This is a genomic window from Roseobacter sp. HKCC-CH-9351 (assembly GCF_037830295.1).
Classification (GTDB): domain Bacteria; phylum Pseudomonadota; class Alphaproteobacteria; order Rhodobacterales; family Rhodobacteraceae; genus M30B80.
Window position 1 is genome coordinate 1405714 of sequence record NZ_JBBLYM010000001.1, and the last position, 22055, is coordinate 1427768.

The window sequence follows — 22055 nt, forward strand, 5'->3', positions numbered from 1 at the left end:
GAGCAGATTATGGATTTGGGCATTAAGGGAAAGCGCGCATTGGTTTGTGCATCGTCCAAAGGCTTGGGGCGCGGCTGCGCCGAAGCCTTGGCTGAGGCAGGGGTTGATCTGGTGCTCAATGCCCGCGGTGCAGAGGCGCTTGAGGCGACTGCCGCGCATATTCGCGACACCTATGGCGTTTCAGTCACCGCGATTACCGCCGATATCACCGATGAGGCGGCGCGCGCCGATGTGGTCGCGGGGGCGGGTGCAATTGATATTCTTGTGACCAATGCGGGCGGCCCCCCACCAGGTTTGTGGTCGGATTGGACGCGCGATGATTTCATCAAGGCGCTGGATGCCAATATGCTGACACCGATTGCGCTGATGAAACATTACATGCCGCAAATGATGGAAAAATCATGGGGTCGTGTGGTCAATATCACCTCGCAGTCGGTCAAGGCACCGATCCCACAATTGGGCTTGTCCAATTCTGCACGCGCAGGCTTGACGGGCTATGTTGCGGGCACAGCCCGACAGGTTGCTGCCAAAGGGGTGATCATCAACAATCTCTTGCCCGGTATCCACGCCACGGATCGCGCCGATGCGCTTGATAAGGGCGTAGCGGAGCGCGAGGGAATTAGTGTTGAGGAGGCACGCACCCGCCGCTTTGGCACCCTACCCGTTGGGCGCTACGGCACGGCGCAGGAATTTGGCGCTACTTGTGCGTTTTTATGCTCGCAACATGTGGGCTTCATGGTGGGGCAAAATGTGCTCTTGGATGGTGGTCAGAACGCCATCACTATTTGAGAAGCCGCAGCAAAGCGGCGCTTGAAAGGGGGGCTTGTGCCTGATAGCTGACCAAGTTGAGTGTTTTTATCAGGATGCAATCGCCCTATGAAACAAGTCCCGCGCCAAAATTCCCCGCGGCTTGAGGTAAGCAACCTCTCTTGCGTCTTTGATGGGACGGAAGTGGTGCGGGGCATATCCTTGTCGGTGGCGGCTGGGCAGGTGATGTGTTTGCTTGGCCCTTCGGGATGCGGAAAATCCACCACATTGCGTGTCATCGCGGGGGTTGAGCGTCAAACGGGTGGGACGGTTGCGCTTGATGGTGTCACTGTCTCCGATGCAGGGCTGCATCTGCCCCCCGAGGCGCGGTCGGTCGGTTTGATCTTTCAAGATTTCGCGCTTTTTCCGCATCTCAACGTGGCGCAAAATATTGCCTTTGGTCTAAAGGGTCGCGGCCCTGAAGTGGGCGCGCGGGTTAAGGAATTGCTCGCCCGTGTTGATCTCAAAGGCTATGGGGAAAAAGGCATCCATATGCTGTCGGGCGGCGAGCAGCAGCGTGTGGCCTTGGCCCGCGCGCTTGCGCCGCGTCCCAAAGTGATGCTGATGGATGAACCCTTTTCGGGGTTGGACAATCGACTGCGCGATGGCATCCGCGATGAAACATTGGAATTGCTGACGGAAGAGGGCACAGCGGTGGTTCTTGTCACCCATGAGCCCGAAGAAGCGATGCGCATGGCGGATCAAATCGCCTTGATGCGCAACGGTCATATCGTGCAACAGGGCGCGCCCTATAATATTTACAACGCCCCCGTGGACAAAGCGGCGGCGGCGTTTTTCTCGGATGTGAATGTCATCTCTGGCCGTGTGGATGGGGCGCTGACCGACACCGCCTTTGGGCAATTCTTGGCGCCGGGTTTTGCCGATGGCACGGCGGTTGAGATTGTCTTTCGCCCCCAACATGTGAAGATTGATTTTGATCGGGGTGGTCGTGGCCCAAACCCTACTGTCAGCGATGGTGTGCCAGCACGCGGCATGGTCGAGCGCGCGCGCTTCATGGGCCATGAAAGCCTTGTTGAGTTTCGTATGGATTTCAACGGCGAGGTGATCCGTGCCACAGTGCCGGGCGTGTTTTTGCCCAAGAAAGGCACCGCGATGTGGTTGAGCCTGCGCCGCGAGAAATGTTTTGTCTTTCCTGTGGCCAAAGCTTCCTAAACGGGCCTTCATTATACAATCGTGATCAGTTTCCCGCGTGCAGGGGCGTTTTGCCCCTTGCAGGCGGCGCAGGATTTCGCGACATTCCTTTGGTGGGCAAGCGGCATTGGCCTTTGGGGGCTGTGGCGTTGAGGCCAAGATATAAACGCGGCGCGGTTGATGTGCGGATTGTGTCATCAGCCTGCGCTGAAATGGGAGAGCGAAATGTTCAACAATATTGGCCCTGCAGGGCTTTTGCTGATTGCGGTGGTCGTGCTGGTTCTATTCGGGCGCGGCAAAATCGCGGGCCTGATGGGCGAAGTGGGAAAAGGCATCACCGCCTTTAAGCGTGGCGTCAAAGACAGCACCGAGGAGCTTGAAAATAAAGCTGCCGATGGTGAGGGCGCGCGCGATGTTACCCCTGAAAATGAGCGTGACAAGGCCTAATGATCGTCTTTGGCCTTGCGCATTGGCGCGGGGCCGGATCATGAAACCTTGCGCTAATCGCGGTTTGTCACGAGAGGGACGCCATGCCTGATATCGGGTGGATGGAATTGATGGTGATCGGCATTGTTGCCTTGATCGTTGTCGGGCCAAAAGACTTGCCTGTCATGTTCCGCAAAGCAGGTCTGTTTGTGGGGCGCATCAAGGGCATGGCGCGCGAGTTTACCTCGGCTATGAATGATGCGGCCGATCAAACGGGCATGCGCGAAATGAACCGCGAGATGAAAGCCCTGACCAATCCGCGTCAATATGGTCTGGATAAGGTCAAGCAATCTCTCAACGCGGATCTTGATCTGGATGCAGATTTCAACAGCGACAAGCCGCTGAAGACGGGCAAACAGGGTAAACCTACGGGCGCGCAAGGAAATCCGACCCAAGCCCCCGCACCTGCCGTTAAGCGCAGTGAGCCTGCAGAGGCGCCAAGCGAGGCGCCAGCGCAGGCAAAAGCCGCGCCTGCCAAAAGGGCTGCGCCCAAAGCAAAGGCGGCCCCTAAGGCTGCGCCGAAAAAGGCACCTGCAAAAAAAGCCGAACCCGCAAAAACGACACGGGCCAAGGCTGCGCCTGCAAAGGTCAAGACCACTGCGCCCAAAGCGGCCCCTAAACCCCGCGCGAAAAAGGCGGATGAGGCATGAGCGAAGACGAGATTGAAGATCATTCCGCCCCATTGATTGAGCATTTGGCGGAATTGCGCACGCGGTTGATCCGCTCGGTTTTGGCCTTTGTGGCGGGTATGGTGATTATGTTCACTGTAGCCGAACCATTGCTTGAATTTATTTCGCAACCTCTGGCCGATGTCTTGCGCGCGCGGGGCGAAGATGCACGTTTGATCTTCACCGCCCCGCAAGAGAAATTCTTTGTCTTGATCCGTATTTCGGTGATCGCGGGCTTTGCGATTTCTTTCCCTGTGATTGCGCATCAGCTTTGGCGCTTTGTGGCACCTGGTCTCTATAAAACTGAAAAAAATGCATTTTTACCCTTCTTGATTGCTTCGCCGCTTTTGTTTCTCTTAGGGGCTGCCTTCGCGCATTTCATCGTTACGCCCTTGGCAATGAATTTCTTCATCGGGTTTTCTGATGCGATCCCTGCCTTGGCCAACTTGATTGCAGGGGAGGGGGAGTTCCAACCCTCCGCGCCCTCACAAGAGCTGCAAACGGTCTTTCTCGGTTCGGTGCGCGAGTCGCTTGATCTGGCGCTTAAGTTTATCTTTGCCTTCGGGCTGTGCTTTCAGCTGCCCGTGCTTTTGACCTTGATGGGTAAGGCGGGTTTGGTTTCAGCGGCAGGTCTGCGCGATGTGCGCAAATATGCGATTGTGGGCATTTTGGTCGTTGCGGCCTTGGTGACCCCGCCAGATGTTGTCACGCAGCTGATCCTTTTCAGCGCCGTTTATGGGCTTTACGAGATTTCCATTTTCTTGGTCGCCATGGTTGAGAAAAAGCGTAAGGAGCGCCTCAAGTCCGAAGGCCTATGGGATGAAGACGAGGCCGATGAAGTATCCGCAAAGGACGCGGCGCAGAAAGAGTAAACGGTAGTAATGGCTATGGCGAAAAAGCAGCTTGCCCGAATTGCGGATGCGTTAGAACGGATGGCCCCGCCCGCCGCGCAAACCCCTGATTGGGGCGCAGCTGACGCCTTTGTGTGGCATGCAGATCCTGATCATTTGGAACCTGTCGCGCAGATTTCGCGCGTGGGTGTTGAAATGTTGGTGGGCGTGGATCGCGCGCGCGACACGCTTATGGCCAATACGCGCCAATTCGCGCGCGGCTATGCCGCCAATAACGCGCTCTTATGGGGCGCGCGGGGGATGGGGAAATCCTCGCTGGTTAAGGCCGCACATGGGGCCGTGGTGGCCGAGGGTTTGCCGCTCAAATTGGTGGAAATGCAGCGCGAAGATTTGCCCACGATTGGCAGGCTTTTGACACTGTTGCGCGCAGCCCCTGTACGCGTGATCTTGTTTTGTGATGATCTATCCTTCAGCCATGATGACCAACATTATAAATCGCTCAAGGCGGTTTTGGATGGTGGTGTGCAAGGCCGCCCTAAAAATGTGATTTTCTATGCCACGTCTAACCGCCGTCACCTGATGCCGCGGGATATGATCGAGAATGAGCGCAGCGGTGCTATAAACCCGTCTGAGGCGGTGGAGGAGAAGGTCTCGCTCTCGGATCGGTTTGGGCTGTGGCTTGGGTTCCATCCTTGCACGCAGGACGAATATTTCGAGATGATTAACGGCTATTGCCGTGCCTATGGCGTGGCTGTGCCCCAAGATCAGTTGCGTGCCGAGGCGATTGAGTGGACTGCAACACGCGGGGCGCGGTCAGGCCGCGTGGCGTGGCAATTTTTCACTGATTTGGCAGGTCGACATGGCGTTGTGCTGAAATAATTACAGACCGAAAACCCGCGCCCCAAGGCTCAGCCACAATGGCATAGTTGCGAAGGAGAGCAGCGTTTGCACCGTGATCATTGCGGCCATAAGCGGCGCATCCCCTCCCATTTGTCGGGCCAATGTATAGGCGGCCACACCTGTTGGCAGCGCGCCAAAGGTCAGCGCGATTTGTGCCTGTAGGGGCGGCACATCGAGGATCAAAGCCAACCCCATAATTGCGGCAGGAAACAAGCCAAGCTTTGCGATGGCTGCAAGAAATAATGGCCCCGCCTCTGCCGAGAGGCCGCGCAGTTTGAGGTTCGCCCCAACGCACAGCAACATGATGGGCAGGGCCGCTTGGCCCAGAATTTCGAGGCTGTCGTGAAAAACTGGCATCCGCGGCAACCCTGCAAGGTTCCATGCCATGGCAGCGGCAATCGACAGGATCAAAGGGTTTTTCGCAAGATTTTTCAGCGTGGCCGTGATCTGGCCGCCAATCCCCGTGCCGCGCTCTTGTGGCAACATGAGGACAAGCGTGGTCACCACTGTTAGGTTGACCACAGGCACCAGAATGGCCGCGCCTAAAATCGCAAGCTCCAATCCCTCAGGCCCATAGAGGGCGCCCGCGACAGCAACGGCGATGAACGTGTTGAACCGTCCCGCCCCTTGCACCAAAGAACTGCCCGCGGCGCGCCCATGGTGGCGCATTAAGCCTGCCCCGACGAGCCCCGCAATGATGCCCACGAAAAAACCCGCATAGAGCAATGCGGAAAAGCCACCCAAAGCAGCAGCGCCCAAATCGGCCGTAGAAATGCTGTTAAAGAAGATGGCAGGCATCAGAACCAGATAGACCAGACGGTCATTGAGGTTCCAAAACTCGGCCGAGGGCAGGCCCGCGCGGCGCAGGCCATAGCCTGTGGCAATCAGAACGAAAATCGGCGCAATGGCGAGGGTTATTGTGAACATGGCGCTTTCTTACGCCTCTTGCAGGATAATGGCGAGCAGCGCGGCGAGGATCAGAACCAATCCCATCACCTCTTTTTTGGTGCTGCGTTCTTTGAGCCAGAAGATGGAAAACAGATAGGTAAAGACCAATTCCACTTGCCCGACCGCTTTGACCAATGCCGCATTTTGCAGGCCAAAGGCCAAGAACCATCCAAGTGAACCCAAAAGTGAGGTGGCCCCCGTGGCAAGTCCAATGCGCCATTGATGCAGCACAGAACCAATTTGTGCGCGCTCGCGCCAAGCAATCCAAAGGCCCAAACTGCTGGCTTGAATGGCGCAGGCCACCGCAAGGGCAAATCCAGATCGCAGCAGCGCATCCCCCCCTTCAAGGCTTAGGATCGCGCCGCGATAGGTCACGGCAGACACCCCGAAAAGCCCGCCAGAGGCCAGCCCGAAAAATGCGGCCTTGGTGGCAAAGCGTGCGAGAAGGGTTTGACCATCGCCCTTTTGCCCCCCGTCTGAGATCAAAATAACGCCGATCACCCCAACCACGATGGCGGCAAAAACCCACAGCGATACGCCTTCGCCCAAAACCACCAAACCGAGGCAGGCGGTCAGGATGGTTTCCGTCTTTTTCAGGGTCACGCCAATTGCGAAGTTGCGAAACCCAAACAGCGCCACAACACAGGCTGTGGCCAGAACTTGGGCCAATGAGCCAAGAACGATATAGGCCCAGAACTGGGGTTGGATCTGTGGCAAATCAAACCCGCGTATACGGGCATATAGGATCACGCCACAGGCCACGATGGGCGCGCTGTAAAGAAACCGCGCCCAAGTGGCGCCTGCGGTCGACAGCGCACTTTTGCGCAAGTGATGCTGTAACAGAAACCTGAGGTTCTGCATGAAGGCAGCAAAGATGGTAGCGGCAATCCAAATTGGCATGCGATCAGATTGCGCCTTTCCTGAGAAAGGGCAAGCGTGCAGTCATGGGTTCAGCGCGATAAAATCATTTGGATCATAGCCATTGGCCGCGGCAAGGCGCAATGCAGCGTCAATGCGATCAGCGCCCCCCGTTGTTCTGCGGTCAATGATCCACGCCAAGCGCCCGTCAGGCGCGCCTAGCAATGCGGTGCGATAGTCATCATCAACCCAAAGCACCCAAAGCGCCCGCCCGCGCGCATCTGTAAAGCGGGCAGGGTGCGGGCCGTCCGAGGTCAGCGCCATCCTTTGGCCAGACCCATCCACATACCGCAAACCTATGATTTGGCCGCTGCCTTCCTCAAAGCTGAGGTTGCGCGGCGCGGTTCTATCGATGGCGTGGCGCATCACCCATGGACCCGCAAATCGTGCGGCTTCAAACCGCGTGGTCGAGGCAATCGGTGCATCCGCCCGTCTTGCCCCCATCATGGGCGGGCTACAGGCTGTGATCAAACACAGGGCCAATAGGAGCGCGGTTTGGGTGAGGCGCAGGCGCATCAACAGGGCAACGGATGGGCGCGATGGATCGCGTCTATCTCGTCCAGAACATCGCCCGATAGGGTCACATCCAAGCCATCTAGAATGCGGGCAAGCTGTGCGCTTGTGGTTGCGCCAAAGATGGTCGAGACGGAGAAAGGGCGCTGCACAGTAAAGGCCAAAGCCATGTGAACTGGATCAATACCGTGCTTTTGCGCCAAGTCTAGATAGGCTGCGACCGCATCAAAGACGCGCGGGCTTTTGCGACCGCCCAAATCCCCGTTACCCTCCATGCGCGAGCCTTCTGGAATGGCCCCGTTTTGGTATTTCCCAGTCAAAAGGCCCGCGGCAAGGGGCGAATAGGCCAGCAGGGTCAGCTGCTCATTCACGGCCAGTTCCGCAAAATCTGTGTCATAGAGGCGGCACAGGAGCGAATATTCATTTTGCAAGGACATCACACGCGGCAGGCCGCGCTCTTCGGAAAGGCGCATCCATTGCGCAACGCCCCAGACCGTATCATTGGACAGCGCGAAATAGCGCATTTTGCCTGCTTTGATCATCCGATCTGCTGCATCCAAGATCTCTTCCATATGGGCCAGCGTCACGGATTTCACCTGTGCCGAAGGATCATAGCCCCAGTTTTGGCGGAAATGATACGAACCGCGATTGGGCCAATGCATTTGGTAAATGTCGATATACTCTGTGCGCAGTCGTGCGAGCGAGGCATCGAGTGCTGCGGTAAAACTTGCGGCTGTTATATCCTCACCCATGCGCACAAACGCAGCGTTTTTGCCCGTGATTTTGGTGGCCAAGATATAATCGCCGCGCCGCGCAGGGTTGGCGCGGTTCCAATTGCCAAGAATGGTTTCGGTATTGCCGACTGTTTCCGCCCGCACAGGGTTAACGGGATACATCTCGGCGGTGTCGACAATATTGATCCCTGCCGCAAGCGCCATATCCATTTGGCGATGTGCGTCTGCCTCTGGGGTTTGGTTGCCCCATGTCATCGTGCCAAGGCAGTAATCGGTGATCATTGTGTCTGTGGTGCCAAGCTGAATTTTGCGCATCCCATCCTATCCTTCGCTGCTATCTTCCGCGTTATTGGTAGCGAGATGCCCAAGAAGGGCAAGGGGAGTGCGAAAATTTCTTGCAGAACAAAAGAAGAACATTTAGTCTGGCCTCATGCAAATCACCCATGCCTCTTTTGATCACATTACGGCCTCTGTGGCGCGGGCAAACCCGTCTTTGCGCCTTTTCGAGGGGTGTGATTTGCGGCTTGGGCGGGTGCATGAGTTTTGCGGCCCCGCACGGCGGCGTCTGGCGCTTTGGGCGGCGGCGCGGATGGAGGGGGCGGTGTTTTGGATCCGCCCTGCGTGGCACCCTGATCATCTGCATATGCAGGCCGTGGCGGAGGAGATTGACCCTGCCCGCATGATCTTTGTCGCGCCTGAGCGGCGCGAAGACCTGTTATGGTGCATGGAGGAGGCTTTGCGCAGCGGGGCCTGTAAAACTGTGGTTGCCGAAGTGCTAGAGCCACCCAACCTGACCGCGATCCGCCGTTTGCATCTGGCGGCTGAACATGCGGGAAAGCAGCCTTTCGCCGCGATTTTAACACCGCATCATGGGGGCGCAGCAGGGGTTGAGACGCGCTTTTCCTTAGCGGCCAATCATGGGGCCTTATCCATGCAAGGGGCGCTTGCAGGAAATCTGCCTGCAGGCCTAGAGGGGCGCGCATGGCATATGCAGCGTTTGCGCGCGCGCCTTGCCCCGCCCGCCGCATGGCGCGTGACGCGCGCATCCTCAGGCCTTTGTGCGAAATCCATAGCGCCCAGTTTTGTTTGACATCTTTGCACCGTCTAGCCATCCGCTTTGCTTTGGGTTAGACGCGAGAGCGAAGGAAATCATCTAAGACAAGGCGGGCGTGATGGAGCGTGTTCTGATCACTTCGGCGATCCCATATATCAATGGGATCAAGCATTTGGGAAATCTCGTAGGCAGCCAATTGCCTGCTGATCTTTTCGCCCGTTACAACCGCGGTCGGGGCCGTGAGGTGTTGTTCCTCTGCGCCACGGATGAGCATGGCACGCCCGCCGAATTAGCCGCCGCCAAAGCGGACATGGATGTCGCGGAATATTGCGCAAAAATGCACGCAGTTCAGGCTGAGATTGCACAGGGTTTTCGCCTGAGTTTCGATCACTTTGGACGGTCTTCTAGCCCGCAAAACCACGAATTGACCCAGCATTTCGCAGGCCGTTTGGCCGAGGCAGGGCTGATCTCTGAGGTGAGCGAGCGGCAGGTCTATTCCAATGCCGATGGCCGCTTTTTGCCTGATCGCTACATTGAGGGCACATGCTCCAATTGCGGCTATGACAAGGCCCGTGGGGATCAATGCGAGAACTGCACCAAGCAGCTTGACCCGACCGATTTGATTGACCCGCGCAGCGCGATTTCTGGCTCAACGGATTTGGAGGTGCGTGAAACCAAGCATCTCTATCTGCGCCAATCCTCTATGCGGGATCAATTGAACGCGTGGATCGACAGCAAGACAGATTGGCCAATTCTGACCACCTCTATCGCCAAAAAATGGCTCAATGACGGGGACGGGTTGCAAGATCGTGGCATCACGCGCGATTTGGATTGGGGCATCCCTGTTAAAAAGGGCAAGGATGAATGGCCAGGGATGGAGGGCAAGGTCTTCTATGTTTGGTTCGATGCCCCGATTGAATATATCGCCTGCGCCGCAGAATGGGTTGACGCAGGCAAGGGAGATGATTGGGAGCGGTGGTGGCGCACTGACAAGGGCGCCCAAGATGTACGTTACGTCCAGTTCATGGGCAAGGATAACGTGCCTTTCCACACCTTGAGCTTTCCTGCAACGATCTTAGGCTCTGGCGAGCCATGGAAGCTGGTGGATTACATCAAATCCTTCAACTATCTCAATTATGATGGCGGCCAATTCTCGACCAGCCAAGGGCGTGGCGTGTTCATGGATCAGGCTTTGTCGATCCTGCCTTCGGATTATTGGCGGTGGTGGTTGCTGAGCCATGCGCCAGAAACCTCGGATAGCGAATTCACTTGGGAGAATTTCCAAGCAGGCGTGAACAAGGATTTGGCCGATGTTCTGGGCAATTTCGTCAGTCGGATCACCAAATTCTGCCGCTCGAAATTCGGTGAAGTGATCCCTGAGGCGGGCGGCTACAGCGCACAAGAGGCCCAAGTGATGGCTGATTTACAGGCCCGCCTTGCGGCCTATCAGGCGCATATGGAGGCGATTGAAATTCGCAAAGCCGCCGCTGAATTGCGCGCAATTTGGGTTTTGGGGAATGAATATTTACAATCTGCCGCCCCTTGGACAGTGTTCAAGGAAGATCCAGATCGCGCCGCGGCCATCACGCGGTTTTCTCTGAACCTCATCCCGTTTTATGCGCTCTTGTCTGCGCCGTTCATCCCAGATGCCGCACAGGCAATGTTGGATGCGATGGGGTGCAAAGATTACGCATGGCCCGAAGATGTCGCAGAAGGCCTCTCGCGGCTGCCAGCCGGGCAGGGCTTCACTGTGCCTGAGGTTCTTTTCGCAAAGATCAGTGACGAGCAGCGCGAAGACTGGCAAGCCCGCTTTGCGGGGGTGCGAAGCTGATAGAGGGTTGAATTTCAACCTCTTTGGGCCTTTGGTGGTGATAGAGGCGCGGCGCAAAGGCTGGTAAGTTGGATAAAGACCCGTCCCGATCTGGGCAACACCCCCTTAAGGCGATGTTGGCAGCAACATGGCGCCAGCAGCGCGCCTTGTTGTCGGAGGCATGGTTTATCCTGCGCCGCAAAGGCCCAAGCCAAATTCAGTTTTGGTTTATCGCGCTTGTGCTTGGGGGTGCAGCAGGCAGTGCGGCGGTTTTGTTCCGCCTTGGTGTGGATCGCTTGCAAGCCACGCTTTATGGCACCGATGATATCCGTCATTTGCACAGCTACGCCGAAAGTTTGCCGTGGTATCTGATTTTACTGATCCCCATTTTAGGGGGGCTTTTGGTGGGGCTGATCCTGCATCGCTTTACGCCTGATGGGCGGGTGCGCTCTGTGGCGGATGTGATTGAAGGGGCCGCGCTGAATGAAGGCCGTGTTGAGATGCGCGCAGGCCTTGCCTCGGCTGCGGCGTCCTTGATCACGCTTGGCTCAGGCGGCTCTACGGGTCGAGAGGGGCCTGTGGTGCATTTGGCTGCCGTAATCTCTAGTAAAATCTCCGCGCTTATTCGTGCCGATGGGATCACGGGGCGGGATTTGTTGGGCTGTGCGGTGGCTGCGGCTGTCTCCGCCTCGTTCAATGCACCGATTGCAGGGGCACTTTTCGCGCTTGAGGTGATCTTGCGTCATTTCGCGGTGCATGCATTTGCGCCCATTGTCATTGCCAGTGTGGCAGGCACAGTGATCAGTCGCGTCACCTTGGGCGATGTGACCGAGTTCACATTGGGTCGTGAAAGCGCCTTGGGCTTTTACGCGGAACTACCCGCCTATCTTATGTTGGGATTGATCTGTGGGCTTGTTGCCGTGGTGTTTATCTGCGCGGCCTTTTGGGCCGATGATCAAGGCACTAGGGTGCAAAATCTCTTACGCTTGCCGCGGTTCTTGCGCCCTGCGATTGCGGGGGCTTTACTGGGCGGTTTGGCGATTTTCTTCCCCCATATCATTGGCGTGGGCTATGAAACCACAAGCGCCGCTCTGACGGGGCAATTGGTGCTGCATGAGGCGATTATCTTCGCCATTCTCAAGACGGTTGCCGTGGCAATCACGGTTGCGGGGCGCATGGGGGGCGGGGTGTTTTCGCCCTCATTGATGATTGGCGCGCTGACGGGGCTTGCCTTTGGTTTGATCGCGACCGCAATCCTGCCTGAAATGTCAGGGTCGGTGACGCTCTACGCTTTGGCAGGGATGGGGGCGGTTGCCGCCGCTGTTTTGGGCGCGCCCATCTCAACCACGTTGATCGTGTTTGAACTGACAGGCGACTGGCAAACGGGCCTTGCGGTGATGGTTTCCGTGTCCCTTTCCACGGCGCTTGCCAGCCGCCTTGTGGATCGCTCGTTCTTTTTGACCCAACTTGAACGGCGAAACATCCATTTGGCGGCAGGGCCACAGGCCTATCTTTTGGCGATGGTGGGGGCAGGGCGGATCATGCGGCCCATGACAGATCCGCGTGCCGCGCCCGCTGATGCCCTCTTGGCGCAGGTTGCGGGAGGGGTGTTTGTGACGCTTGAGGATACGCTTGAAACCATCATGCCGATTTTTGAGAAAACCGAAGCGGATTACATTCCCGTGATCAAAGAAAATCCGCAGGATGGGCCGCCCGCCCTAGAGGGGGCGGTGTTCCATATTGATGCGCTCAAAGCCTATACCCGTGCCATGGCGGACACTGCCGCTGAAGAGCACAGCTGACGGACACGCTGTTAAATACGCTCGACTGTGACGCGGTCGGTAAAGAAGGCGATATGGCCCTTAATGGCTTGGGCTTCGTCCGTTTTTGGGTCTTCATAAGACCACGCCGCATCGTCAATCTGCCCTGATGCCGTTGAAATGGCATAGTAGCAGGCCATTCCCTTCTTGGGGCATTTGGTGGTGCTTTGGGTCTTTTCCAAAAGCGCCATGGCGATATCTTCGCGCGGAAAGTAGATCACGGCGGGCAAATCGCCCTCGTTCAATTCCAATGCCGCAGCAGATTCCGCCACGATCGCGCCGCCTGCGCGCACAACATATTTCCCCGATGCAGGGCGAATCGACATTGTGTTGGTCATGAATAGATCTCCTTCTTGGGCCTCTCATACAGGCTTGGTCTGAGAATAGCTAGGGAAGGTAACGGAAAGACTACGCGATGGGCGCAGTGGCCTGTCGCAGCCATGCCTGCGCCTCGGGCGGCACCAGCGGCATCAGGGCTTTGGCCACGCGGGCGTGATATTCGTTCAGCCATGCGATATCCGCCGCCGCCATGTCATGACTGACCACCAACCGCCGATCAATGGGGGCGAGGGTCAAAGTTTCAAATTCCAACATCGTCCGCGCATCCCCCCCCGCAATTGGGGCGGCTTCTTGGACGACAATCAGGTTTTCAATGCGGATCCCATAAGCCCCCTCTTTGTAGAAGCCTGGTTCGTTTGATAAAATCATCCCAACCTCAAGGGGCACATCCGAGGCGCGACTGATCCGTTGCGGGGCCTCATGCACGCTGAGATAGACGCCGACACCGTGACCTGTTCCGTGGTCATAATCGCGTCCAGCGGCCCAGAGGGGGGCGCGGGCCAATGCATCCAAATCCCGCCCTGCCAATCCTTTGGGGAAGCGCGCGCGCGACAGCGCAATCATGCCACGCAAAACTTGGGTAAAGGCCTGTTTTTCCTCAAGCCCAACATCCCCTACGGGCAGGGTGCGGGTGATGTCGGTGGTGCCATCAAGATATTGCCCGCCTGAATCGATCAAAAACAGCGTGTTTGGCGCAAGCGGCGCATTGGTGGCCTCGCTCACGCGATAATGCACAATCGCGCCATGTGCGCCTGCGCCTGCGATTGTATCAAAACTGATATCTTGCAGCGCGCCCGTCTCGCGGCGAAAGCGTTCAAGCGCGCAGACGCACTCAATTTCAGTCAACCCGCCTTGAGGGGCGTGGTGATCAAACCAATGCAAAAACCGCACCATGGCGGCCCCATCGCGCAGATGTGCAGCACGGGTTGCGTCAATCTCGGCGGGATGTTTGCGCGCCTTGGGCAGGGTGCAAGGCTCGGGGCCTTCGTCAATTTCTGCCCCTGCCTCGGCCAAAATCATCCGCAGCTTATGGGGGGCTGTCTTGGGATCAAGGCGGATGGGGCCAGAGTTTGCCTTTTGGCGCAACCGCTCCTCAAAGCGGTTGAGCGGGTAAAGCGTGACCTGATCGGGCAGATCAACATCCGCGAATTTCGTAGGGTCGGCAAATACGCTGATGCTGCCTGTGCTTGAGAGAATGGCGAAGGCCTGAACCACGGGAAGATGCGGCAGGTCGGCGCCGCGAATGTTTAACAGCCAACAGATGGAGTCGGGCAGGCTGAGCACAGCGGCACTTACGCCTTGGGCGGCGAGATCAAGCCCCACTTCGCTACATTTTTCAATGGCGCTGCGGCCCGCGTAGTGCAAGGGATAGGCGCTCGCCTTCCCATGAGGCGGCGGCGGGCGGTCAGACCAAAGCGCGTCAATTGGGTTCTCAGCAAGTGGGCGCAAGGTGATCTGATGGCTTGTAACAGCCTCAGCCAAGCGGTCAATCTCGGCCATTGTGTGCAGCCATGGATCAAACCCGATCACGCCGCCCTTCGGCAATGCTGTGGGCAGCCATGTTTCAAGTTTGGTTTTGGGCCAATCTACAGGGGTGAAGATGTCTAAATCGACCTCATCGCGCACCTGAAGGCGGTAACGGCCATCAATAAAGATACCAGCCTGCTCTTTGAGAACGGCACAGAACCCTGCCGAGCCAGAAAACCCGCTCAACCACAAAAGCCGTGCATCACAAGGCGCAACATATTCGCCTTGATGGGAATCGGCGCGCGGAACTAAAACACCATCGACCCCAAGTTTTGGGAAACAGTCACGCAAAGCGGCCACGCGTGGGGCGCCTTGTTCGGGGCGGGAGGCAGTATCAAAACTTTGAAACTCTGCCCGCTTATCCAAACCGATATAACCCTGATTTTGCGCCCCCGCTGCGCAGTCCCATAACGCGGGCGCGGGCCCGTGGGTCATTGTCAAAGAGGGCCGCCAATTGTTCGGTGATTGCCCCTGCCAATTGTTCGGCATCAGTGATCGTCACGGCGCGCTCGTAATAGCGGGTTACATCATGACCAATGCCAATCGCCAGCAATTCAACGGCACGGCGGCGTTCAACCATGCTGATCACATCGCGCAGGTGCTTTTCGAGGTAATTCGCGGGGTTCACGGATAAGGTGCTGTCATCGACAGGCGCGCCATCCGAAATGACCATCAAAATTTTGCGGGCTTCGGGGCGGGCCAACATCCGCTTATGCGCCCATTCCAGCGCCTCGCCATCAATGTTTTCTTTCAAAAGGCCTTCTTTCATCATCAGGCCCAAATTGTCGCGCACCCGCCGCCACGGGGCGTCTGCTGATTTATAGATGATGTGGCGCAGATCATTCAGACGACCGGGTTGCTGCGCGCGCCCTTGTGCCAGCCATTCCTCGCGCGCGCGCCCACCTTTCCACGCGCGGGTGGTGAAGCCCAAGATTTCGACCTTTACATCGCAGCGCTCTAGCGTGCGCGCCAGAACATCGGCGCAGATTGCCGCGATGGAAATGGGCCGCCCGCGCATCGAGCCTGAATTGTCCAAAAGAAGCGTCACCACCGTGTCGCGGAATTCGGTATCCTTTTCGACCTTAAAGGACAAAGGCGTTGTAGGATTGGCCACAACCCGCGCAAGGCGGCCTGCATCCAAGATCCCTTCTTCGCGGTCAAACTCCCATGAGCGGTTTTGCTGTGCCTGAAGGCGGCGCTGTAGTTTATTCGCCAAGCGGCTGACCGCGCCTTTCAAAGGTTCCAACTGCTGATCAAGATAGGCGCGCAGGCGTTCAAGCTCCTGAGCTTCGGCCAAATCTTCGGCGGCGATTTCCTCGTCATGGGCGGTTGAGAATACGATGTAATCTGGATCAGCATCCGAATGAGGGGGCGCTTGGGGCGGTTCAACGGGCGCGTCCCCATCGGGCAGTTCTTGTTCCTCGCCCTCCTCGGCATCACCGTTTTCATCCATTTGCACCTGTGCCTGAGAGGCGTCCTGCTGTTCTTCTTGCGAACGCTCTGGGTCGGCATCGGCGCTGTCATCTTCCTGACTTTCGCTATCGCCTGTGCTGTCTGGTGTTTCTTCTTGCTCCTGATCTTGATCGGCGCTGTCCTCATCCTCTTGGTCGTCCAATTGGTCGGGGTCATCGCCCAGTTGGTCAGCATATCCCAGATCAGAGATGAATTGCCGCGCAACGCGCGAAAAGGCGGTTTGATCGTCCAGTGACCCTTTGAGGGCATCTAGGCTTTCGCCGCAGCGTTCTTCAATGAAAGGGCGCCACAGCTCAACGATATTTTGCGCCTCAGCGGGCAGGGGGCGACCTGTTGCAATTTGGCGCAGCATATATCCCGCCGCGGTCGACAGCGGCGCATCGCTGCGTTCGGTGATTTCACCATAGGCCTTGCGCCGCGCCTCTGCGCCGATTTTTGCGTCAATATTCCCAGCTGTGCCAGGCATGACGCGGGCGCCAATGGCTTCGCAACGGGCGGTTTCAATCGTCGTCATCAAATCGCGCGCAATAGGCCCCGTGGGTTCGTATTTCGCGGCAATGCGGGGGTTGTGAAAGCGATGACGCAGTGCAAACGCATCAGCCGTGCCGCGCGCAAGCAGAACCTCATCGCGGCTCATACGGCGGCTGATTTGCGGCAGGCGGATCGTGTCATTGCTGGCACCAGGCGGGTCAACCGAATAGCTGACCCCAAGATCGGGGTCATTGGCCAAAACCCGTGTCGCATCGGCAAGCGCCTTTTTGAACGAATCGGCTGGATTATCGGTGGGCTTGCCCATTGGGTCTCGGTCTTTCCTTAGCCAAGGCTGATGCTTGCAGCACTTTCTGGCAATTCTTCATCAAAGCAGCGCTGATAAAACTCTGCGACAGTCTGGCGCTCGAGTTCGTCACATTTGTTGAGGAAGGACAAACGGAACGCATAGCCCGTATCGCGGAAAATCTCGGCATTCTGCGCCCAGTTGATGACGGTGCGCGGGCTCATCACAGTCGACAATTCCCCGTTCATAAACGCCGTGCGTGTGAGATCGGCAACCGTGACCATCTGGCTGACCGTTTTGCGCCCCTCTGCCGTGTTGTAATGAGGCGCCTTTGACAGAACGATTGCGGCTTCGGCATCATGGCTGAGATAGTTCAAGGTCGCCACGAGGCTCCAACGGTCCATCTGCGCTTGGTTGATCTGCTGCGTGCCGTGATAAAGCCCTGTGGTGTCGCCCAAACCGACAGTGTTTGCCGTTGCGAAAAGACGGAAATATTTATGCGGCTGAATGATCTCGTTTTGGTCAAGCAGGGTAAGCTTTCCATCATGCTCGAGCACGCGCTGGATCACGAACATCACATCAGCGCGGCCCGCATCATATTCGTCAAACACGATGGCGACAGGATTGCGCAAAGCCCAAGGAAGGATGCCCTCGTGGAATTCGGTCACCTGTTTACCATCGCGCAGTTTGATGGCGTCTTTGCCGATGAGGTCAATACGGCTGATATGACTGTCGAGGTTCACGCGCACGGCGGGCCAGTTCAGTCGGGCGGCGACCTGTTCGATATGGGTGGATTTCCCTGTGCCGTGATAGCCTTGGATCATCACGCGGCGATTGTGCGAAAACCCCGCCAAAATCGCCAATGTCGTGTCGCGGTCAAATTTATAGGTTGAGTCGATCTCGGGCACACGATCAGTCGCGTCAGCAAAGCCTTTAACCTTCATATCAGTGTCGATGCCAAAGACATCCCGCACCGAAATTTCTTCGGTGGGTTTTGCATCCATTGCCAAGCTGCCATCTGCCATATCGTAAAACCTCGAGGGAGTTAAAATGCGTCACCTGTGGTGGTGCAACATATCGCGCTGCGCCGCAAGGGGAAGGGGCGTAGGAATTTTGTCTCCGATTTGGGGGTGATTTCCACCAAAATACACGCTTAACGCGAAAGACAGGTCACCTTTGCCGTGATCGCCTGCGCAAGCCGCGCTAAGGTCTCGCCGCGCAGCGGTTCCTCTCGGATCACACGGGGCAGGGCAGGCAGCCCTGCCGCCGCAAGCGTTGCGGTGATATCGGCAGCAGGCGTGACAGCCCCCCCGCGATAAAGCCCCAAAAGCCCGCCCGTGGCATCAAGGACGGGCCCGCCCAACTCGGTTTGCGAGGGGTTTGGATAGGCGGGGCCTGCGTCCTCCAAGGGTCGCAAGGTGGCCGCTGAAAGCCTGCCCTCATAGGCAAATCCAGCGATATATTGCGCCAATCCCATCCGAGAGGCAGCGGTAAATTCCGCCAAAGCTGGTGGGCTCAGCGGGGTGTCGGGCGCAATCACCACGATCCCAAGGGCGCTGTCGCGGTAAATCTCCCGCGCGGCAACCGCATCATTGAGGCGTAGGGTGGGGCAGGTTTGCGGCAGGCTAGCATCGGTTAAGACATGGCCTGTGTCCGTCACAAAAACGCCTGAGCGTTGCGCAAGGGGGCTTGGCTCTGTTTCTGATTTATTCAGCGCGGGTGATGTGCCGCTTGGCGCGGTGTCACGCTCTAACACGCCCTCTAATGCCAGAAAATTTTCCTCAATCTGCTGCATCAGCCGTGCGATGGGGGTATATTCTGTGGCGGGGCCACGGATGATTAGACCCTTAATCGCGCCGCCCTCTAAGCGGGCAAAACCCGTGGTAAAGCGCGCCGCATCACTGGCGGCAATATCAAAACGGCCCCGCAGCATATCGCGCAAGCCCCCTTCGGGCATGATGTCGGCATCTGTTACAATCTCAAACAAAGATTGCAGCCGCGCCTGATCCCCCTCAGCGGAGATCAACACGACCTCGACCCCGCGCGCATCTGTCGGGCTAAAGACCGCAAAGGGGGGGGCGTAGGTCGCGAATTCCACATATCCCATGGGCAAGAGTGCTGCGATGCCCGCGCGGGTGTCCGTGATCCGCTCTAGGCCAAGTTGCGCCAAGTCTGCCTGCCATTGCGCGATTAAATCTGACCGTTCGGCGGTGGTTAATACCCCTGTTTCGGGCCAGTCATTCCTGCGCTGCCATGCCGCCATCGCCGCCCGCGTGCCCGCGCCAAATACGCCATCAATCGCCTCATCATAAAGCCCGAACCATTGCAGCGCGCGCTGTAAATCATCGCGCGCGGCGGGATCAAGATCCGCTTCGCCTGCGCGCGCTTGGGCAAGGGTTTCTCTCGGTGGCGCATCTGTTTGGGGCGTGGTTACAGGGGCGGCTTTTGGTTCCACGGGTGTTTGTGATGGTTTTTCAGGCGCGTCTTGTGGCGCGACCTCGGGCAAAGGTTCAATTGCGATCACCTGCGGTGCTATCGCTTGGGCGGCAATAGGCCAGAATTGGCGCGTGTAATTTTGCGGCGTTTGCATATAGCTGTCGCTAGGGATTTGACCGGAGGCCCGTAGATCGCGCAGGCGTTCCTGTGCCACCGCGCGCGGATAGGGGCCGAGGGCCAGTGCATATAGGCCCGTGCGCATCATAAACCCTGCTACCCCCATGGTGGCGCTGCGGCTCTCATAGACGCGCAGACGCGATTGCGCCGTCACCAGATCGGGATGCGCTTCGATTTGCACCCAAACCAAATCTGTTTGGGCCTGCGCTTGGGCCTGTGGCGCGTGGCCAATCAGACTGGCGCATAGAATGGCCAAAGAGATCACAATTGCTGCCCTCAACCGCGCAGTCTGACCTGCCCGAACCCCGTGATTTTGCATACTGCCCTAATCCGTAACCTTAAGGGTGATTTTGTTCAGGTTATCCGCGAAACGGACGGGATGCACCGTATTTTCACCAATAATTTCGTAAATTTCCCATCGCGCAGGTCATAAGCTGTGATTGACCCTCGGCATCCTGCGTCCTATGTGGTCGACAACTTTCGTTAAGCCCAAGGAACGATCAATGTCGCGCATGGAAAAGCCCCGCAGTTTCCAAGAGATCATCCTGCGTCTTCAAACCTACTGGGCGCAGAAAGGCTGTGCAGTGATGCAGCCCTATGACATGGAGGTCGGGGCGGGAACCTTTCACCCTGCCACAACCTTGCGCAGCTTAGGCTCGCGGCCTTGGGCGGCAGCTTATGTGCAGCCCTCGCGCCGCCCCACCGATGGCCGGTATGGGGAGAACCCGAACCGCTTGCAGCATTATTACCAGTATCAGGTGCTGATCAAACCAAGCCCGCCCAATTTGCAAGATCTCTATCTTGGTAGCCTTGAGGCCATCGGGATTGATATGGCGATGCATGACATTCGCTTTGTGGAGGACGACTGGGAAAGTCCGACTTTGGGCGCTTGGGGCCTTGGTTGGGAAGTTTGGTGTGATGGCATGGAGGTCAGCCAATTCACCTATTTCCAACAGGTGGGGGGGCATGATTGCCACCCTGTGTCGGGCGAGTTGACCTATGGTCTTGAGCGTCTGGCGATGTATGTTCTGGGCGCGGATCATGTGATGGAGATGCCGTTTAATGATCCAGATGCACCGATTGCGTTGAAATATGGGGATGTGTTCCGTCAGACCGAGGAAGAATATTCCCGTTTTAACTTTGACACGGCCAATACAGACATTCTTTTGCGTCAGTTCGAAGAGGCAGAAGCCGAATGTCAGCGCATCCTTGCCGCAGAAAATATTGATCCCAAAACAGGCAAGCGGATCATCATGGCGCATCCCGCCTATGATCAATGCATCAAGGCAAGCCACATGTTCAACCTGTTGGATGCCCGTGGGGTCATTTCGGTGACGGAGCGGCAAGGTTACATTGGGCGGGTGCGCGCATTGGCGAAACTGTGCGCTGACGCTTTCGTGCAAACTGAGGCGGGCGGATTTGAGGCGGGGCAGCACGCATGAGCAATAAACGCGTGGGTCGTTTTGTGGTGGCGGCGATTGCCCTCTCGGCTTTGGCGGCAGGGGCGGGAATCTGGTATGCGCAAACCCGCGCCTATTATGCCCCTGTCATGCCCGATGATCCGCGCGGGCAGATCACGCTCAGCGTTGATGGCGCGCCCACGCCTTTGGCCATTTCCAACTTCGATGGCATTGACAGCAACAGCTCGCCCATTCGGTTCCGTGCTTGTTTTGATCTCGAGGCAGGCCAAGAGGCGCTGATTTCGGCAGCGGAACCTTATGAGGGGGCAACGCCCTTGATCGCGCCATCTTGGTTCCAATGTTTTGACGCCGAGGCGATTGGTGCCGCCCTAGAGGCGGGGCGCGCAACCGCCTATTTGAGTGCGCGCGATTTTGTCTATGGGGTCGATATCGTGGTTGCCTTGGATGACGCGGGGCAGGGCCATGCTTGGCGGCAGATCAACCTGTGCGGCGAAGCGGCCTTTAATGGGGATCCTGTGCCAGAAGGGTGCCCCCCTGTCCCTGAGGGGATGCAATGACCGAAACCCTCACCGAACTTGAACAGCTGCAAGCCGAGTTTGATCGGTTCCGCCGCCGCGCGCGCCGCAATGCGCGCAAGGCGCAGGCGGATGGGCTGTTGATGGGGGTTGTGTCGATGCTGACCCCGCGTGATGTGGTGTGCGATTGTGGGGCGAATGTGGGGGATGTGACCGCACAGCTTGCCGCGTCAGGCGCCCATGTTCACGCATTTGATCCTGATCCCTATTGCATTGATACGTTAAAAAAACGCTTTGCCGATGCGCCGAACGTGACCATTCACGAAGCGGCACTTGGCACGCGCGAAGGCACGATCCAATTGATGCGGGCTGTCAATTTTGACGAAAACCCAAAAGGTGCATCCGTCAAATCCACTGTCTTGGAAGGCGGGCGGATGATTGATCAGGATCTGGAGCACGCGATAGATGTGCGCCTGTTGGATTTCCCCGCCTTTTCGCGTGATCTCATCGCAGAGCATGGCGAAATTGCCTTTGTCAAAATGGATGTCGAAGGTGCTGAGCTTGACCTTCTCGAGGCGATGGAGGCGGCGGGCCTGTTTGACGCAATCCGCCTGAGTGTGGCTGAAACCCATGAAAATAAATTCAAAGAGCTTCGCCCCCGTTTTCGCGCTTTGAGCGAACGCCTGAGCGAGGCCTATCCGATCACCCGCGTCAACCTTGATTGGATCTAA

At 57.4% G+C, this 22055-nt stretch carries 21 protein-coding genes; 12 read left to right on the forward strand and 9 right to left on the reverse strand.

Annotated elements, in window-relative coordinates:
• Positions 1–9 precede the first annotated feature (9 nt).
• The 6 genes from AAC632_RS07155 to AAC632_RS07180 all read left to right on the forward strand — a co-directional run bounded on the left by AAC632_RS07155 (position 10) and on the right by AAC632_RS07180 (position 4843).
• A complete protein-coding gene (locus AAC632_RS07155) occupies positions 10–789 on the forward strand; it encodes an SDR family oxidoreductase (protein ID WP_340297322.1) in 780 nt (259 codons plus the stop codon).
• Positions 790–876: 87 nt separating this feature from the next.
• Positions 877–1980, forward strand: a complete 1104-nt coding sequence (locus tag AAC632_RS07160) for an ABC transporter ATP-binding protein (RefSeq protein ID WP_340297321.1) — start codon at positions 877–879, stop codon at positions 1978–1980.
• Between the two features lie 204 nt (positions 1981–2184).
• Positions 2185–2406: a twin-arginine translocase TatA/TatE family subunit gene (locus AAC632_RS07165; protein ID WP_317656028.1), complete on the forward strand. Its 222-nt coding sequence runs from the start codon at positions 2185–2187 to the stop codon at positions 2404–2406.
• 83 nt (positions 2407–2489) lie between these two features.
• Positions 2490–3095 carry a Sec-independent protein translocase protein TatB gene (gene tatB, locus AAC632_RS07170; RefSeq protein ID WP_340297320.1) on the forward strand — a complete coding sequence of 202 codons (606 nt, stop codon included), beginning with the start codon at positions 2490–2492 and terminating at the stop codon, positions 3093–3095.
• Positions 3092–3985: a twin-arginine translocase subunit TatC gene (gene tatC / locus AAC632_RS07175; RefSeq protein ID WP_340297318.1), complete on the forward strand. Its 894-nt coding sequence runs from the start codon at positions 3092–3094 to the stop codon at positions 3983–3985. The genes tatB and tatC overlap by 4 nt, the downstream gene beginning before the upstream one ends.
• Before the next feature lie 15 nt (positions 3986–4000).
• On the forward strand, positions 4001–4843 hold the full coding sequence (locus AAC632_RS07180; protein WP_340298748.1) for an ATP-binding protein: 843 nt from the start codon (positions 4001–4003) through the stop codon (positions 4841–4843).
• On the opposite strand, the gene AAC632_RS07185 is transcribed toward AAC632_RS07180, so the two are convergent.
• The 4 genes from AAC632_RS07185 to AAC632_RS07200 are packed head-to-tail and all read right to left on the reverse strand — an operon-like array spanning position 4844 to position 8292.
• Positions 4844–5791: an AEC family transporter gene (locus AAC632_RS07185; protein ID WP_340297316.1), complete on the reverse strand. Its 948-nt coding sequence runs from the start codon at positions 5789–5791 to the stop codon at positions 4844–4846.
• Positions 5792–5800: 9 nt separating this feature from the next.
• Positions 5801–6712: a DMT family transporter gene (locus AAC632_RS07190; protein WP_340261157.1), complete on the reverse strand. Its 912-nt coding sequence runs from the start codon at positions 6710–6712 to the stop codon at positions 5801–5803.
• 42 nt (positions 6713–6754) lie between these two features.
• On the reverse strand, positions 6755–7246 hold the full coding sequence (locus tag AAC632_RS07195) for a lipocalin family protein (protein ID WP_340252058.1): 492 nt from the start codon (positions 7244–7246) through the stop codon (positions 6755–6757).
• Positions 7246–8292 carry an aldo/keto reductase gene (locus AAC632_RS07200; RefSeq protein ID WP_340297314.1) on the reverse strand — a complete coding sequence of 349 codons (1047 nt, stop codon included), beginning with the start codon at positions 8290–8292 and terminating at the stop codon, positions 7246–7248. The genes AAC632_RS07195 and AAC632_RS07200 overlap by 1 nt, the downstream gene beginning before the upstream one ends.
• A 115-nt stretch (positions 8293–8407) precedes the next feature.
• Here AAC632_RS07200 and AAC632_RS07205 point away from each other — a divergent pair, with 115 nt between their 5' ends.
• The 3 genes from AAC632_RS07205 (at position 8408) to AAC632_RS07215 (ending at position 12643) form a co-directional block, all read left to right on the forward strand.
• On the forward strand, positions 8408–9067 hold the full coding sequence (locus tag AAC632_RS07205; RefSeq protein ID WP_340297312.1) for an ImuA family protein: 660 nt from the start codon (positions 8408–8410) through the stop codon (positions 9065–9067).
• An 82-nt stretch (positions 9068–9149) separates the two neighbouring features.
• Positions 9150–10862 (forward strand): methionine--tRNA ligase, encoded by a 1713-nt coding sequence (gene metG, locus AAC632_RS07210; protein ID WP_340297309.1) that lies wholly within the window; start codon positions 9150–9152, stop codon positions 10860–10862.
• A 113-nt stretch (positions 10863–10975) separates the two neighbouring features.
• The gene (locus tag AAC632_RS07215) at positions 10976–12643 is read left to right on the forward strand and encodes a chloride channel protein (protein ID WP_340297307.1); all 1668 of its coding nucleotides are present in this window, start codon (positions 10976–10978) and stop codon (positions 12641–12643) included.
• An 11-nt stretch (positions 12644–12654) separates the two neighbouring features.
• Here AAC632_RS07215 and AAC632_RS07220 read toward each other — a convergent pair whose 3' ends face one another.
• From AAC632_RS07220 to AAC632_RS07240, 5 genes are all read right to left on the reverse strand, one after another.
• On the reverse strand, positions 12655–12999 hold the full coding sequence (locus AAC632_RS07220; protein ID WP_340297305.1) for a DUF427 domain-containing protein: 345 nt from the start codon (positions 12997–12999) through the stop codon (positions 12655–12657).
• Between the two features lie 70 nt (positions 13000–13069).
• Positions 13070–14893, reverse strand: coding sequence for an aminopeptidase P family protein (locus AAC632_RS07225; protein ID WP_340297303.1), 1824 nt, complete (start codon positions 14891–14893; stop codon positions 13070–13072).
• A complete protein-coding gene (cobT, locus tag AAC632_RS07230) occupies positions 14886–16796 on the reverse strand; it encodes a cobaltochelatase subunit CobT (RefSeq protein WP_340297301.1) in 1911 nt (636 codons plus the stop codon). The genes AAC632_RS07225 and cobT overlap by 8 nt, the downstream gene beginning before the upstream one ends.
• 17 nt (positions 16797–16813) lie before the next feature.
• On the reverse strand, positions 16814–17800 hold the full coding sequence (cobS, locus tag AAC632_RS07235; protein WP_340297299.1) for a cobaltochelatase subunit CobS: 987 nt from the start codon (positions 17798–17800) through the stop codon (positions 16814–16816).
• Between the two features lie 128 nt (positions 17801–17928).
• A complete protein-coding gene (locus AAC632_RS07240; protein ID WP_340297297.1) occupies positions 17929–19707 on the reverse strand; it encodes a peptidoglycan-binding protein in 1779 nt (592 codons plus the stop codon).
• A 184-nt stretch (positions 19708–19891) separates the two neighbouring features.
• Between AAC632_RS07240 and AAC632_RS07245 the strand changes: the two genes are divergently transcribed.
• The 3 genes from AAC632_RS07245 to AAC632_RS07255 are packed head-to-tail and all read left to right on the forward strand — an operon-like array spanning position 19892 to position 22055.
• Positions 19892–20830: a glycine--tRNA ligase subunit alpha gene (locus AAC632_RS07245; protein ID WP_340297295.1), complete on the forward strand. Its 939-nt coding sequence runs from the start codon at positions 19892–19894 to the stop codon at positions 20828–20830.
• Positions 20827–21366, forward strand: coding sequence for a DUF6446 family protein (locus tag AAC632_RS07250; RefSeq protein ID WP_340297293.1), 540 nt, complete (start codon positions 20827–20829; stop codon positions 21364–21366). Before AAC632_RS07245 ends, AAC632_RS07250 begins: the two co-directional genes overlap by 4 nt.
• Positions 21363–22055, forward strand: coding sequence for an FkbM family methyltransferase (locus AAC632_RS07255; RefSeq protein ID WP_340297291.1), 693 nt, complete (start codon positions 21363–21365; stop codon positions 22053–22055). Before AAC632_RS07250 ends, AAC632_RS07255 begins: the two co-directional genes overlap by 4 nt.

Excerpts from the sequence above, each read along its gene's own strand:
- AAC632_RS07155 (WP_340297322.1), top strand. The coding sequence starts at position 10 with ATGGATTTGGGCATTAAGGGAAAGCGCGCATTGGTTTGTGCATCGTCC.
- AAC632_RS07160 (WP_340297321.1), top strand. The coding sequence starts at position 877 with ATGAAACAAGTCCCGCGCCAAAATTCCCCGCGGCTTGAGGTAAGCAAC.
- AAC632_RS07165 (WP_317656028.1), top strand. The coding sequence starts at position 2,185 with ATGTTCAACAATATTGGCCCTGCAGGGCTTTTGCTGATTGCGGTGGTC.
- tatB (WP_340297320.1), top strand. The coding sequence starts at position 2,490 with ATGCCTGATATCGGGTGGATGGAATTGATGGTGATCGGCATTGTTGCC.
- tatC (WP_340297318.1), top strand. The coding sequence starts at position 3,092 with ATGAGCGAAGACGAGATTGAAGATCATTCCGCCCCATTGATTGAGCAT.
- AAC632_RS07180 (WP_340298748.1), top strand. The coding sequence starts at position 4,001 with ATGGCGAAAAAGCAGCTTGCCCGAATTGCGGATGCGTTAGAACGGATG.
- AAC632_RS07185 (WP_340297316.1), bottom strand. The coding sequence starts at position 5,791 with ATGTTCACAATAACCCTCGCCATTGCGCCGATTTTCGTTCTGATTGCC.
- AAC632_RS07190 (WP_340261157.1), bottom strand. The coding sequence starts at position 6,712 with ATGCCAATTTGGATTGCCGCTACCATCTTTGCTGCCTTCATGCAGAAC.
- AAC632_RS07195 (WP_340252058.1), bottom strand. The coding sequence starts at position 7,246 with ATGCGCCTGCGCCTCACCCAAACCGCGCTCCTATTGGCCCTGTGTTTG.
- AAC632_RS07200 (WP_340297314.1), bottom strand. The coding sequence starts at position 8,292 with ATGCGCAAAATTCAGCTTGGCACCACAGACACAATGATCACCGATTAC.
- AAC632_RS07205 (WP_340297312.1), top strand. The coding sequence starts at position 8,408 with ATGCAAATCACCCATGCCTCTTTTGATCACATTACGGCCTCTGTGGCG.
- metG (WP_340297309.1), top strand. The coding sequence starts at position 9,150 with ATGGAGCGTGTTCTGATCACTTCGGCGATCCCATATATCAATGGGATC.
- AAC632_RS07215 (WP_340297307.1), top strand. The coding sequence starts at position 10,976 with ATGTTGGCAGCAACATGGCGCCAGCAGCGCGCCTTGTTGTCGGAGGCA.
- AAC632_RS07220 (WP_340297305.1), bottom strand. The coding sequence starts at position 12,999 with ATGACCAACACAATGTCGATTCGCCCTGCATCGGGGAAATATGTTGTG.
- cobT (WP_340297301.1), bottom strand. The coding sequence starts at position 16,796 with ATGGGCAAGCCCACCGATAATCCAGCCGATTCGTTCAAAAAGGCGCTT.
- cobS (WP_340297299.1), bottom strand. The coding sequence starts at position 17,800 with ATGGCAGATGGCAGCTTGGCAATGGATGCAAAACCCACCGAAGAAATT.
- AAC632_RS07240 (WP_340297297.1), bottom strand. The coding sequence starts at position 19,707 with ATGCAAAATCACGGGGTTCGGGCAGGTCAGACTGCGCGGTTGAGGGCA.
- AAC632_RS07245 (WP_340297295.1), top strand. The coding sequence starts at position 19,892 with ATGTCGCGCATGGAAAAGCCCCGCAGTTTCCAAGAGATCATCCTGCGT.
- AAC632_RS07250 (WP_340297293.1), top strand. The coding sequence starts at position 20,827 with ATGAGCAATAAACGCGTGGGTCGTTTTGTGGTGGCGGCGATTGCCCTC.
- AAC632_RS07255 (WP_340297291.1), top strand. The coding sequence starts at position 21,363 with ATGACCGAAACCCTCACCGAACTTGAACAGCTGCAAGCCGAGTTTGAT.